Genomic DNA, 12,673 nt, shown 5'->3' with positions numbered 1-12,673 from the left:
GTGCTTTTTTAGCAAAAAAAGCACTTCGCCATTTAGAGATAGATCTAATCTAAAGGTGGTACACTTTGGCCCGGCGCGGGGGGGTCAGTTTCGTCCGGCCAGCTATGGTCACTTTAACCCGGCGAGGGTGGTATACTATGTCCGGCGTTTCCACTCATGCTCCACAAATCCTTCTATTCTATGAAGGTTTAATCGCCCAAAACCATATTTCAATATTTCAGGCATGGTTTCCCTCATAATACCCTTACCCCAATGTTGTGGTAACAACCAAAACCCAACCTCTGCCTTACGATGTGTATGGTCGATATCATTGAGACCTCCAGCTCCTAAAAAGGAGTGATCCGTTTTTGAACAAATCGCCCACCAGATACCTGTTTCTTCCTTTTTCAGCCTTTCAAACCAATCCATTTGTTCCTTAGTAGCTTCCAGATCCTCAAAACTTATTCCATAGTACCGGATCACCTCAGGGTGCGATAATCCCTGATAAATGAATGGCTGATCATCGGATACTATTTCTCTCATTACAAACCGATCGGTAACGATGGTTGGAAAGGAATGATTTATTTTTCTCTTACTGCTCATCTTACTGAATTAAAAAGCTACTTGTTATTGCATCCACTATAGAATGATACCTATTCCAAATCTGATAGACTTCACTGGCTCATTCGTTAACACCTCGCTGAGTGATCCTACCACAAACCTGACAGCTTCCTGTGCCATTAAGTCCTACTCCGTTTTTTCGTGCAAAATCTATATAGTTTTGCATGGCTAACAAGGCCCTAGTTTTTGTTAGGAGGTAGTGAATAGTGCCCCAACTGAATCAACCCATTTAGCTGATCATACTCCACCCATATTTCCGCAATCTTCTCATCAATAACCTTAAAGAAACAATGAAAACAGGCATCCAGCACCTTTCCTGAAGGTCGAAAATCTCCAAGGTGACCAAGTTGAGTCCCCCGAAAGTGAATACGTGCGGCCACCTTATCTCCTTCTTCTACCATAAAAAGCACCGTTTCTTTTAAATCGGGAAAAGCCAGTACTTCCTGCTTATGAAACTCAATGAGTTCCTCACTATTCGATACCGGTTCCATTCCATGAGTACTTGAATGTCTTTGGACATTTTCATGGAGCAATGACTTTGCTCTTTCCCAATCTTGCTCATTGGTAGCCCTGATGAACTGCTCTACGATTAACTTTTTCGCAACAACCATTGTATCATTTGCTTAGAAACCTGTGAACTCTCTTTGAGAACACTCCAACGATCATGTCATCAGCTCCCATGGTTTTCCAAACCGGTGTATGTCCCTGATCCGGCAGGACCCACAAGCTCGCATTGGGCAGGGCGTTGTACATTTCGATTGGAATTTCCATAGGGTAGAAAGTGTCACGATCTCCGAAAATCAATAGTATCGGAATTTGAATTTCTCTGATTTCATCTACGGAAAAAACTTCTCTGGTTCTTACAAATTTCCGAATATCTGAAAATATTCCATCGATTTGCTGCATGTCATTGTTGTGGATTTTGCGATAGTACTCCTGAAAATCCGCATCTGCCTTCTCAAAAGAATCTTCCAGCAGTATCTCCTGCATGGCCGGATCAAGCCGGTGCGCACCACTGATCAGCACCATCGACTCAATAAGTTTCGGTTGTTGCATGGCAATAGACATAAGTGTAATTGCTCCGTAGCTATGACCAATCGCTTTTGCCCTATTAACCCCCAGTTTATCAATAGCTTTGATCATCAGTTTAGTCCAGTGGTCAAAACTAAATTCCTTACCTGTTCTTTCTGATTGACCATGTCCGGGAAAATCAAATGCAATCACAGTATAGTTTTCACTCAACTCACTAAAGTACTCCGACCACTGATGGCTTGATAAGGTAAAGCCATGAAATAGCAACAGATAAGGCCCTTGCCCTCCTTTCCGGTAGTGCAATTTCACCCCGTCAACGGTGACAAAATTTTCGCCTTTAACTTTTTGATGCTCGCTTTGTTGAGCCAAAATAGTTGTGTTCGCCAGTATGGTCATAATCATCGCTATTAATACTTTAAACCTTCCCATGTCTACAATTCCTTGGGATTTGAAACATCCTTCATTACCAGCATATCCAACACCCTGGATGATGCCCCATCATAAAAACCGGTTTCCTCTACATGTTTTTCAGGGTTTTTGAAGGTGCCGAAGACCATGTCGTATATAGGAAAATCAGAATAATTATAGCGGTGAATGCCCCTCCCATGATGCAGACTGTGAGATTCAGGTCGTTGAATAAAGTATCCCAACCAAACAGGTGTCTTGATGTTAGCATGCTGAAATAGACTCAGAAAAGTAAGGAACAAAACACCAATAGTTGCCGCCTTAGATGATAAACCAAGAATTAACACAAAACTCACACTTCCAATCAGAGTAAACATGATGGTATCCCAGGGACCTGTATAAAATGCACTAGGTATATCGAGCCGCTCAGGACTGTGATGCATCTGATGAAAAAACCTCCATAAGACGTTATACCTGTGTATAGCCCTATGCCAGAAATAAAGTATGCCCTGATAAATAGTTACCCCAACTATTGCTCCCAGGACAGGATTAAAAGCAGATAAATCTAGCAACTGATAGTTGGCCAGATGATTATCTACCACTAGCGGCAGTATGGAAGCCAGAGTGAAATTGAAGAAGAAAAATATAATGCCCCTCAGTTTCCAATACTTCATTTTTGGGAGCGGCTTGGCCGGGGCAACACTCTCCCAAACCCACAAACCCACATACATATAAAGCAAAATAGCCAGTGGGTCAATTAGAATTTCAAATGAATTTTGCATAAATCAGAGTCTTTTACCTTTACCCTGCTATGCGTAAGATTGTATCTTACAGTGTAAGACAACTAAAGATCCCAGTCGATTTTTTTCTCCGGCTGATAACTGCAATAATTTCCTGTCTTTATCGTGGAGCTTAAGTGTTGGTAAAGCTCCGGATGTACCTGCTCAATTTTCCTTAGGGCACTTCTTATTCTCTGGGTAACGGCTGACCTGGCCTTGTCGGAGGTCGAGCCTTTAACCCTGATCCGGCCTTTATTATCTAAAACAGAGCTAATATATTCAGTAAGCTGATCGTATTCCCTTTTCAAACTTTCAGTCTCATTCATATCCTCATCCCGGGCATCTGCAAGCAATGCTTCGATTTCTTCAAGTCGACTTTTAATATTTAGAAGTGCTTCCTTGTCTGTCAGTTCTACAGTAGTCTGACGCACTTGTCCACCAAGGAGTACTTCAGCTTTGATTGCCTCCCCTGCATTTTTCAGTAAATAAGCAATATCTAGCATTCCTTTGCTATGAGGTAAATGAGCCTCCTTCCCTAGGTATGCCAATTTCCAGGTGTGTTCTTCTTTTTGGAAGGAGTTAGATATATTTAAATCCTCTTCAGGTTTAATTATAACTATTCCCGTTTTATTGCATATGTAATCCCAAAAAGGTTGAAAAGCAGACTTATATCGGTAAGGATTTAGGTTGATCATCCATTGCAAAGCTTCGCTTTCAAGGTTTACTCTATCCCTGCTAATGCGTTCTGAAAAATTGCATAGGTATTGTTTCCAATAATGATTTGATTGATTCAGGTTTCCCTCATAAAAATAGGAAGCTGCCATAATCACCGGATAATCCACCCAACCCATTTTTACAAATCGCTCACCTGTTTTAATACTCTTCTCAAAATCCCTTTGTTCAAAATAGATATATGCCCCAATTGGATGATACTTTTCCTCATGCTCCGGGTTCAGTAACAAAGCCTTTTTATACAAATCCTCTGCTTCTTCCAAATAATTAAGATAAATAAAGGCACCAGCTATCTGGATAAGATTAAACGGATCACTTCTATTGAACCTTAGCCCCTTTCTTAGATATATCTCACTTTCTTGAAAACAATGCTCAAATAAGAGTACCCTGCCAAGGATCATATTTGCGATATAATTATCAGGATCCAGCTCAAGGGCTTTCATGGCCCACTCCTTAGCACCATTTTGGTTCAGCTCCCACCGATCCCACACCTGACAACTCCACTCATTGAAATATGATAAGGACATTCCAGAATATGCCAATGAATAATTGGGATCTATTTGCAGCGCTTTGGTAAAATAAACTCTAGCTTCCTCATCAGCTGTTACAGAACCTTTCTTCAAAGCTTCAAATCCATATAGCCAATACTCATAGGCTTTGAAATCTGTAACATTTCGTTTCCTAATTTGATTGAGCAAATCCAAGTCAAGCTGCTGCTGAAGAGACGCGACCAGATTACCTATCATTTGCTGCTGTACCTGCTGAATAGAGGTAATATTGCCACCGTTTCGGTATGCCCAAACAATAGAATCATCCCTAAGCCTGGTCAGGTGTATATTAAGGTTAACTTCATTGCCCAATTGAGTTATCGAGCCCTGCACCAAGTAATCACCTTCTCTTTGTAAACTAGTCAGTATGTCAGCTGATCTACTTTTAATAAGGAATTGCTTAAACTGAGCTAACTCAGTAATTAAATCAGCCGTAAGGGCTTTGCAGAATATTGGCAGCGAATCATTTGCACCATGACCCTCAATTGGCTGTACGACAATGGTAATATTTTCTGATTCCATGATCAAAAGGTGTTTTCTTTTTTTTTACTGCAAAGAAACGGTTTAATCTCCTTTCCATCAATGCCGATGCTTCACTACTGATCCTATTTTTCTCTCCAGCCTGTGAGCTTCATACACCCTACTTATGAACCAATACTATTTCACATAGTCCTTACTCCTTAATAATCCGGCTTGAAGTCTTCTTTCTATAAGTATTCTTTAATTTCAGTTGTTGGCAAAAGGCGAGAGTCTTCAAGCGCAGCAGTTCGATGACCAGCACTTTTTAAATAACCCTCACTTTGTGCAAATTCCATAAACGTTTTTACTGATTCATGTTTAACCAATAAAATAGCATCCCATTTTTCGGTTTCAGGTCCAATTAAAAAGTCTCTCCCTTTGCCGAAATAAAGAATCTCGCTTCCTGCCTCTTGAAGTTGTGGCAAAGTACTATCAAGATATAATTGATATGCTTCCTCTCCACTTATCTCTTGTCCGGGTCTTAAGTGTGCTAGGGTTTTATAATCAGCTTTCTCCTTAAATTTGAGTAAATTAAGCATTACAATTTCTCCTTTCCCATTAAAGCTTTGATAAAACTGTTTACCAGAATCCCGAGTAGCTTCTAAATATTCTTTCATAACAACACCTTGTTTATTTCATTTAGTATAATAAAAAATCATCGATAATTTGAACATGTGGTATTCCAAATACTTATAAACACTTACTAAGCCTAATTTATTCCCCTCCCTCACCCATGTGCTTCCAGTAGGCTCATTACGTTCGTTCGTGCCTCACTCTCTTCATTCACCCACTTCCTGCACCGCACAGCAAGAGTAGCCCGTTATTCCATTCCGCAAGGCTGCATTCCATACCGTGCCACACTTGCTTTTCCCAACGCACACCCCAACGCAGGTAAAGCGGTGTTCGTCAGTCGTTCCGTTTTGTTCCGCAAAAACATATCTGCAAGGGTGCAATAAACTCCCTACGGTCGCCCTTGCATATATCGTTCACTTACCAGCTCGTTTGCGCTCCAGTAGGTGCTCACTCACTGCCGTTCACTTGCTTTGCTTCACACACTCTCTTCCTCCTCACTCGCAGCTATTTCATACCCCCAAACCCCTTCTATGGTGTTCGCTACACTCACCAAATTTATAATTGGAGGTCTGCCGCTGCTTATTGTTTTTGCTCGCCTGCGGGTCGCTGCGGGCTGATCGGGCTGTCATGCTTTTTGCAGTTAATCCAGTGCCTGCAGTCGCTTCATTTCAGTCTCTCGTTCCTCTTTCCTTGCATTCAGCCACTTTCAGCACCCCACACAAGAGTAGCTCTTTCACTTCACTACACGAGCCAACACAGTTCCATTCAGCAATATGGCTGTTTGACCTTCAATTGGTATTTGATAGGTGATTTAAGATGTCAAATACTCCTACACCAACAACAGCCATTAATTGCTTCATTTCACCCCAACAATCGTTTCGTTCCGTTCAATCGCTACCCTTGCCTTTCCCGACCCTAAAGCAAAAAATCACGCCAGCCCTGCCGTAAACGGTAGGCGTCTGCCGCCTTCATTCTTCAGGCTTTTGCAGCCACCACCCTTGCTCCGCTCGCAGGCGGCTCGCATGAATGGCTACGCCTTAGTTTACCTGCGTTCACCCCACGACCAAAATTCACGTTCCTCCACAGTTGATGATTGATTCAGAATTGATTTAAAGTCCTTTTAAAAGGCAGTTAAAAATCCAGACCATTCAAAAAAAAGAGACAAGCAAAGTTAGGCGGGTTCGCACAAGCCAACCGCACAACCGGGATGTCAAGGTCAAGCCCTTCGGGTTTTGAAAAAAATCTCCACCCTACGGGTAGTATTTTTCTCAAAAACCTTGTCAACCCTGCCACACCCGCCTTTTCAAGAGCTTTCTCTTTTCTTTTTTTCCCTTTTTTCTTTTCTCTTTTGAAAATGTCTGTGCGAAGCGCAGCGAGCATAATTCTAATGGCTTGCTATATGAAATCGTTTCGCTTGATAACACACAGACCAGAAACCACCTACACCAAACCCCATTTCTATATCCTGAATAAAGGATTGAATAGTGGGAAACCGCTGAATGCACCTTGCCCGAATTGCTTTGTTTGCTTGACTGAAAATGAAGGAGACAGAGAATTTATGTACTGGCTTTGCTTCGGATTGTGGCATTCCAAATCCTTTCAGTTCTTTCTCCGTGGATCTGTAATACCTTTCATATCTATTCACGAGCTAAGAAAGCACCTAACAGAGTCAGAAGCAAAAGCAAAGACTAAAGCCCAGGCATTTGAAAAGGCAATCAACGCACTCAGACTTTTAGAAATCCATGAAGAAAAAATCAAGGTCTCATTAAAGATGGTAGATGCAGCAAGAAGGTCAATTTTCTGCCAGCTACTTCGTGACACAGGTGCAGGATAAATACCTACCCTGCCAACTTGTAACTAATTGATAAGCAAAAAGAAGCGTTCTAATGCAACAGCACCCAAGCCAACAACCTTGCATACTTCTTGGAGTATTTTAGATGCGATAGGATGAAGCCGTGTTTAGTCCGTGCCAAGTCCAAGCATTTGTTTAACCCCGTAAAATTTAAAAAGCAATGGGAAAAATTTCACAAGGTGTATTAGGCGGCTTCTCCGGCAAGGTCGGAAATGTCGTAGGTGGAACTTGGAAAGGGATTGACTACATGAGAATCAAGCCTGCCAATGTAACCAACCCGAGAACAGAAGGTCAGGTTGACCAACGTTCCAAATTCTCTACAGTTCTAAGGTTTTTGCAACCAATAACTGACTTCCTGAGAGTAGGCTTCAAGTTGTATGCTAACAAGATGACGCAGTTCAATGCGGCCATGTCATACAACCTGAACAACGCAATCACGGGAGCTTATCCAAACTTCATGGTTGACTATGCAAGTGCATTGGTTACCCGTGGAAACCTCACAGGTGCAGCCAACGGAGCAGCTTCTTCTCCAAGTGCTGGAGATGTTCAAATCACCTGGGACGACAATTCAGGAAGTGGTAGCGCACAGGCAACAGATAAAGCACTGATTGTTCTATTGAACACCACTCGCCAAGAAGCAGTATTCACCACAGCTGGACCAGCAAGATCAGCCGGAACTGAGACCATTTCCGTGCCTTCTGAGTACACCGGTGAAGATGTTGAAGTCTTCTTAGGGTTTATCTCCGAAGATGGCTCTAAAGTTGCAAATAGTGTATATATCGGCTCTGTGACAATCACTTCTGAACCTATTCAGGAGACATAAGAAGGATTGACGTTTTCCTTAAAAACCGCTTTCTTTGTAGAGCGGTTTTTTTATGCCCACACCTTTCATTTTTCCTTTCTTTAGCCCTTAATTAGCTATAAATCAACACTTTTTGTTGCTAATTTGTACCTATTGACAGCTAACTAACTGATAGTCAGTGGTACATTAGATTTTGTATCGGGAAATAAGTAAGTTGATTTTAAAATTTCATTTAGATTCATTTGTTTTCATTTAGTTGATTATCAATAAGTTGTTGAAAAATATTTCTTTTCTTCGTTTCTTTTAATAGCCTATTTTCATACTTTTATTACACCTCGAAATTCGAATCTCATGAAAATCACATTAAAAAGTAAGCGGCTAAAAAGCAACAAGTTGAGTTTGTTTATTGAATTCTACAATGGGTATTCCATTGACAAAGACGGGGTGAAAAAGCATCGCCGAAATTTGAATATCTAAAACTTTACGTTTCTGAGAATCCCGAATCCAATGATGAAAAACGAAAGGATGAAGAAACCTGGGAACTAGCCGAAAATATTCTTGCTATTCGAAAAGCGGAATATATCCAGGGGAAGTATAAGATAAAGCGGGGCTTCCCGCTCATCTTCCCGAACGCGGAAGAAATTCCACAGGAACTGCGCGCAAAGTTTTTGTAAGATTTGGGACAGTCTCAAAAATGACGGTTCTATATGTCTATATTTGCTAAATATCATTAAAATAAGTACCTTTATGTTATTAAAGCTCAAAAAAATGAACATTAGTTTCACTAAAAAACAGGAAGAGTACATCGCCAAGCAAGTAGCTTCTGGTGAATACCAGAACAATAGCGAAGTAATTCGGGATGCCCTACGATTACACGAGATTTATCGTGAAAAGGTCATTGCGGACTTAAGGGCTGAGATTGAAAAAGGTTTAAATAGTGGCATTAGCAAAAGGTCGGTAAAGGATATTATCGATACTAAACGCAAATCTAGGAAAACCGCTTGATGAATTCCCGCAAACTTAAATCCTTCTTGTTAACCAAAGATGCCGATTCAGATTTAGATGAAATCTTTGATTATACAGAAGGTGAATATGGATTTAATCAAGCAGTCAAATATTTATCTGATTTGGACAACTTGTTCGAACAGTTGGTCCAAAACCCCAATCTTGGAAGAGAGCGAAATGAAATAAAAAAAGGTATTTACAGCATTATTGAAAATGAGCATATTGTATTTTATGAGATACATGAAAATCATATCCTGATTGCAAGAGTGCTACATGGTAGAAGGGATATTCCTAAATTTATCAAATAACTGAAGTAATAATTATTCGAGGTGAAAAAAATCTCTCAAAAACAATACCTGGCTGCGACCCATCGATTGGAAGAATTAATCAATTTGGTCGATGACAATACTCCGACCGATGATCCATTAACATTGGAATTTCTTGAAATTTCGGATATTATTGAACAATACGAGAGCATCCACTATCCAATGAAGATTAAAATAAATAGCTCTATGGAAAACAAAACACTACCAAAAGAAAGCAAAACAACAACGGAATATCTCTTTGCCCAGACAACAATTCGCTAAAGAAAATATTTTAGTCTGCTGACTTCTCACTTGAGCCTTGGGCAGGGCAAATTCAAATTTGTTTGAATACTTGCAATTTGTTTTAGAAAAGGTTATTACTTTTAACACTAAATAAGCTATCGAATTTTTGTCAATGATTGTTTGGTCTCTTTTCCTCTTAGGAATACTTGTTTTTTTGGCTTTGGATTTGGGCGTTTTTAATAAGAATCCCCATGCCATTAGTGTAAAAGAAGCTTCGATTTGGACCAGTATTTGGGTCTGTTTGTCTTTTTTGTTTTCGGGTGTCATATATTGGCTCTATAGTACAGGAGAAATAGATAATGTTGATGCCTTGACCCCAACAGATGCAACAATTAAGTACATTACGGGGTATTTGATTGAGCTTTCCTTAAGTATCGACAATATTTTTGTGATTGCCGTTATTTTTAGCTCGTTCCATATCCCACAGAAATATCAACATAGGGTATTGTTTTGGGGAATTTTGGGTGCCATAGTTTTTAGAGCTTTGATGATATTTTTTGGTGTTGTTTTGATCAAGAAATTCAGTTTTACCACTTATATTTTTGGAACTTTCTTGCTTTTTACGGCATATAGGATGCTGTTTTCGAAGGAAAAAAAGTTTAACCCCAAAAAGTCTTTTATATATGGAAAATTGAGGAAGGTCATGCCAATTACCAGCCATATGCAAGGACAAAAATTCTTTGTGAAACTGCGCCATATTACTGCTGCAACCCCTTTGTTCATTGCTTTGGTGGTTATAGAATTTACAGATATTCTATTCGCATTGGACAGTGTGCCCGCCATTTTGGCCATTACATCCGACCCATTTTTGGTTTTCAGTTCAAACATTTTTGCCATTTTGGGATTGCGCTCCATGTATTTTTTCTTGGCAAATATGTTAGACCGCTTTAATTATTTAAAATATAGTCTGGTTGCCATATTAAGCTTTGTAGGTATAAAATTGATTCTGGCACATCATTACAAATTCCCGGAATGGCTTTCACTTGGGTTCATTGCTTTGTCACTGTTGATTGGAATACTTTTATCAATGAAGAAAGGACCCGGGAATTAATTCCGATTCAATGAATGGCAAAATAGCTTTTATCTCCCTGGCAGACGACTTTGAAATCAACACCATCTGTTGTCGTTTGGCAAGGGAAACTGGGGTTTACAAAACCATCGAGCTAGTAAACTATTGAGGGTATACTTACATTTTCTAGAATATAGGGGTTGACATGATTATTATTAAAACTAATCGTTGCCAACGATATATTCCGCTATATCTGAAAAGTAGGGATAAAAGCCGTCGCCCTCTTGGAGGGGTAAAATGGGAACTTTCTATTCAGGTTCGTGACTGGGTAATCGTCTATGCCCACTTTGATTCAATCAATTCCGTGGAAAAAGTATTCAAATAGATGCAAGGCCCAAATTGTTAAATATCGGTATTGTTTCGAATGTCTCGGGTGCTTTGCTTATTGTAATTGACTGCTTTATGCTAACCGTTGTGCCTTTTTTCTATTATGAAAGTGGCAATGTTGACCCGATGCAGACCGCTCAGATATCACCATTTTAACAGGCATGTTATCATTGTGGTACAGATTTGATGAAAAAGGGAAACTCGGCAACCAAAAAGGCTACATGATTCATGCCCTGGGAGGGTCTCTATTTCCCTTTTTCCGCACACTTCCTTATTTGTTCGGTATTGAGTCCTTGATACTGATGGTTGTGCTGAATGATATCAACTAGCCGTTTTGACCGCCATAGGTTAAGTTGCTTGTCCCCGAATAATGTTGGTTCCTCCATCAAAGAAGTGGGTCCAATCAACACCTTCGCCAAAATACTGGTTTTTGGCCAATGGTTTTTTATCATTTTTGATGTCACTGGACAGGCTTGAATTATTCACCATCTTGGTTTTATTTTCACTGTATTTCTTACGTGTTAACTAAAGATGGTTTTTATTCATTGATGCTAATCGAATCAACCGCTGTACCTGTAACAAACTTCGATGATTGATATACATGAATCGGGTTCTTGCAATTACCTTTGTGAGCCATCAAGCCATAAACTCTGTTTGCTGTTTCTGAGTGGGTGTAAACAATATACTCACAACCATCTAGTTCAACGATTTCAAAATCTTCCTCCAATAATAAAAAGTGCTGGTGTCAATGCCCATCTCACGGGATATATCACCCACCTTGCGGCCCTGTTCGTTCTCTTTCAGTGCCTTGATGATCTGGCTCTCGGCAAACTTGCTTTTTTTCATGTGACAGTTAAAATTTAAGGTTATAAAATCTGAATTTTAAACTGTCCAATTTTTAGGGACGGCTACAAAAATACTACTAAAAGAAAACAAAGGTTTTCACCTATTTTCCACCCCGAACGCCCCTACTCTACTGTTTATGGGGATTGTAAAATATTGCACCGGGGGAAAGTAGTTCTTTTTCATTTTTCTTTAACATCATAAGCCCTACTTTTGCCAAAACCATAAAATCGATGTTCAGTTTTTTTCAGAAAAAACATTATTTGGTTGATTGTCTAGAAGGGTTCATCGACATCCATAACCATATTTTACCGGGTATTGATGACGGAGCCAAAAGTGTTGAAGATTCAGTCGAGCTTATCAATGGTTTCCATGAATTTGGGGTGAGCAACTTCATTTGCACCCCACACATTATGCACAACTATTATGATAATACGCCAGAGACTATAAAAGAAGCCTTTGTTACCCTAAAAAAGAAGATGGCGGAAGAGGGAATCACCGATGTGTCAATTGATTATGCCGCTGAACACATGATTGATGATAATTTTGAAGAAATCCTCGAAAACGGACATACGATTCCTTTAAAGAAGTTTCATCTCTTGGTCGAGATGTCTTTTCTTCAAGCGTCCATCAATTTTGACAGGGCCATTAAAAAGGTTATTTCAGCTGGATACTTTCCTATACTGGCACATCCAGAGCGATATACGTTCTTGTATGGAAATTTCCAGAAATATCAAACCTTCAAAAAAGAAAATATTCTGTTTCAAGCCAATCTTCTATCATTGGCGGGGTATTATGGCGACGATGTAAAGAACACAGCCACAAAACTTCTCAACAATGGTATGATTGATTTTTTAGGGTCAGATGTTCACAATAAGAGCCAGTTGAAGTTTTTAAAAGACAGTACAATCTCTGGCAGGACGCTCAAAAAAATCCAGCCTATAATTGCCAGTACCATAGAAAATTTCTTGTGATATCC

The 12,673-nt window shown here is 39.9% G+C and carries 14 protein-coding genes; 7 read left to right on the top strand and 7 right to left on the bottom strand.

The features are described from left to right. Window positions 1-135 precede the first annotated feature (135 nt). The 6 genes from VC82_RS12615 to VC82_RS12590 all read right to left on the bottom strand — a co-directional run bounded on the left by VC82_RS12615 (window position 136) and on the right by VC82_RS12590 (window position 5,232). Window positions 136-582 (bottom strand): GNAT family N-acetyltransferase, encoded by a 447-nt coding sequence (locus VC82_RS12615; protein WP_052699025.1) that lies wholly within the window; start codon window positions 580-582, stop codon window positions 136-138. Between the two features lie 197 nt (window positions 583-779). Continuing rightward, a complete protein-coding gene (locus VC82_RS15310; RefSeq protein WP_052699023.1) occupies window positions 780-1,211 on the bottom strand; it encodes an ester cyclase in 432 nt (143 codons plus the stop codon). Window positions 1,212-1,215: 4 nt separating this feature from the next. Next, complete coding sequence (locus VC82_RS12605; RefSeq protein ID WP_170218324.1) at window positions 1,216-2,028, bottom strand: alpha/beta fold hydrolase; 813 nt, start codon at window positions 2,026-2,028, stop codon at window positions 1,216-1,218. Between the two features lie 35 nt (window positions 2,029-2,063). Continuing rightward, window positions 2,064-2,819, bottom strand: a complete 756-nt coding sequence (locus VC82_RS12600) for a sterol desaturase family protein (RefSeq protein WP_045802684.1) — start codon at window positions 2,817-2,819, stop codon at window positions 2,064-2,066. Window positions 2,820-2,881: 62 nt separating this feature from the next. Continuing rightward, window positions 2,882-4,618 carry a tetratricopeptide repeat protein gene (locus VC82_RS12595; protein WP_045802683.1) on the bottom strand — a complete coding sequence of 579 codons (1,737 nt, stop codon included), beginning with the start codon at window positions 4,616-4,618 and terminating at the stop codon, window positions 2,882-2,884. Window positions 4,619-4,803: 185 nt separating this feature from the next. Beyond that, window positions 4,804-5,232 (bottom strand): DUF1330 domain-containing protein, encoded by a 429-nt coding sequence (locus tag VC82_RS12590; protein WP_045802682.1) that lies wholly within the window; start codon window positions 5,230-5,232, stop codon window positions 4,804-4,806. Window positions 5,233-6,395: 1,163 nt separating this feature from the next. Between VC82_RS12590 and VC82_RS12580 the strand changes: the two genes are divergently transcribed. The 6 genes from VC82_RS12580 (at window position 6,396) to VC82_RS12550 (ending at window position 10,506) form a co-directional block, all read left to right on the top strand. Then, complete coding sequence (locus VC82_RS12580; protein WP_218917634.1) at window positions 6,396-7,022, top strand: DUF6943 family protein; 627 nt, start codon at window positions 6,396-6,398, stop codon at window positions 7,020-7,022. 178 nt (window positions 7,023-7,200) lie between these two features. Then, window positions 7,201-7,863, top strand: a complete 663-nt coding sequence (locus VC82_RS12575; protein WP_045802679.1) for a DUF6266 family protein — start codon at window positions 7,201-7,203, stop codon at window positions 7,861-7,863. A 747-nt stretch (window positions 7,864-8,610) separates the two neighbouring features. Further along, the gene (locus VC82_RS12565; RefSeq protein ID WP_045803436.1) at window positions 8,611-8,847 is read left to right on the top strand and encodes a type II toxin-antitoxin system ParD family antitoxin; all 237 of its coding nucleotides are present in this window, start codon (window positions 8,611-8,613) and stop codon (window positions 8,845-8,847) included. Beyond that, window positions 8,847-9,155: a type II toxin-antitoxin system RelE/ParE family toxin gene (locus VC82_RS12560; RefSeq protein ID WP_045802677.1), complete on the top strand. Its 309-nt coding sequence runs from the start codon at window positions 8,847-8,849 to the stop codon at window positions 9,153-9,155. Before VC82_RS12565 ends, VC82_RS12560 begins: the two co-directional genes overlap by 1 nt. Window positions 9,156-9,176: 21 nt before the next feature. After that, window positions 9,177-9,434: a hypothetical protein gene (locus tag VC82_RS12555; protein ID WP_045802676.1), complete on the top strand. Its 258-nt coding sequence runs from the start codon at window positions 9,177-9,179 to the stop codon at window positions 9,432-9,434. A 133-nt stretch (window positions 9,435-9,567) separates the two neighbouring features. Further along, complete coding sequence (locus VC82_RS12550) at window positions 9,568-10,506, top strand: TerC family protein (protein WP_045802675.1); 939 nt, start codon at window positions 9,568-9,570, stop codon at window positions 10,504-10,506. A 1,041-nt stretch (window positions 10,507-11,547) separates the two neighbouring features. On the opposite strand, the gene VC82_RS12545 is transcribed toward VC82_RS12550, so the two are convergent. Next, window positions 11,548-11,697, bottom strand: a complete 150-nt coding sequence (locus VC82_RS12545; protein ID WP_084598227.1) for a transposase — start codon at window positions 11,695-11,697, stop codon at window positions 11,548-11,550. Window positions 11,698-11,927: 230 nt separating this feature from the next. Here VC82_RS12545 and VC82_RS12540 point away from each other — a divergent pair, with 230 nt between their 5' ends. Continuing rightward, on the top strand, window positions 11,928-12,668 hold the full coding sequence (locus VC82_RS12540) for a tyrosine-protein phosphatase (RefSeq protein ID WP_045802674.1): 741 nt from the start codon (window positions 11,928-11,930) through the stop codon (window positions 12,666-12,668). Window positions 12,669-12,673: the final 5 nt, after the last annotated feature.

Source organism: Flagellimonas lutaonensis (genome assembly GCF_000963865.1).
In the GTDB taxonomy this organism is placed as follows: Bacteria; Bacteroidota; Bacteroidia; order Flavobacteriales; family Flavobacteriaceae; genus Flagellimonas_A; species Flagellimonas_A lutaonensis.
Note: the sequence above shows the minus strand (reverse complement) of the source record. Positions and strands in the feature narration are given on the sequence as shown.

What these genes read in the sequence shown, in the direction of transcription:
- VC82_RS12615 (WP_052699025.1), bottom strand. Translation starts at nt 582, where the DNA reads ATGAGCAGTAAGAGAAAAATAAATCATTCCTTTCCAACCATCGTTACC.
- VC82_RS15310 (WP_052699023.1), bottom strand. Translation starts at nt 1,211, where the DNA reads ATGGTTGTTGCGAAAAAGTTAATCGTAGAGCAGTTCATCAGGGCTACC.
- VC82_RS12605 (WP_170218324.1), bottom strand. Translation starts at nt 2,028, where the DNA reads ATGACCATACTGGCGAACACAACTATTTTGGCTCAACAAAGCGAGCAT.
- VC82_RS12600 (WP_045802684.1), bottom strand. Translation starts at nt 2,819, where the DNA reads ATGCAAAATTCATTTGAAATTCTAATTGACCCACTGGCTATTTTGCTT.
- VC82_RS12595 (WP_045802683.1), bottom strand. Translation starts at nt 4,618, where the DNA reads ATGGAATCAGAAAATATTACCATTGTCGTACAGCCAATTGAGGGTCAT.
- VC82_RS12590 (WP_045802682.1), bottom strand. Translation starts at nt 5,232, where the DNA reads ATGAAAGAATATTTAGAAGCTACTCGGGATTCTGGTAAACAGTTTTAT.
- VC82_RS12580 (WP_218917634.1), top strand. Translation starts at nt 6,396, where the DNA reads ATGTCAAGGTCAAGCCCTTCGGGTTTTGAAAAAAATCTCCACCCTACG.
- VC82_RS12575 (WP_045802679.1), top strand. Translation starts at nt 7,201, where the DNA reads ATGGGAAAAATTTCACAAGGTGTATTAGGCGGCTTCTCCGGCAAGGTC.
- VC82_RS12565 (WP_045803436.1), top strand. Translation starts at nt 8,611, where the DNA reads ATGAACATTAGTTTCACTAAAAAACAGGAAGAGTACATCGCCAAGCAA.
- VC82_RS12560 (WP_045802677.1), top strand. Translation starts at nt 8,847, where the DNA reads ATGAATTCCCGCAAACTTAAATCCTTCTTGTTAACCAAAGATGCCGAT.
- VC82_RS12550 (WP_045802675.1), top strand. Translation starts at nt 9,568, where the DNA reads ATGATTGTTTGGTCTCTTTTCCTCTTAGGAATACTTGTTTTTTTGGCT.
- VC82_RS12545 (WP_084598227.1), bottom strand. Translation starts at nt 11,697, where the DNA reads ATGAAAAAAAGCAAGTTTGCCGAGAGCCAGATCATCAAGGCACTGAAA.
- VC82_RS12540 (WP_045802674.1), top strand. Translation starts at nt 11,928, where the DNA reads ATGTTCAGTTTTTTTCAGAAAAAACATTATTTGGTTGATTGTCTAGAA.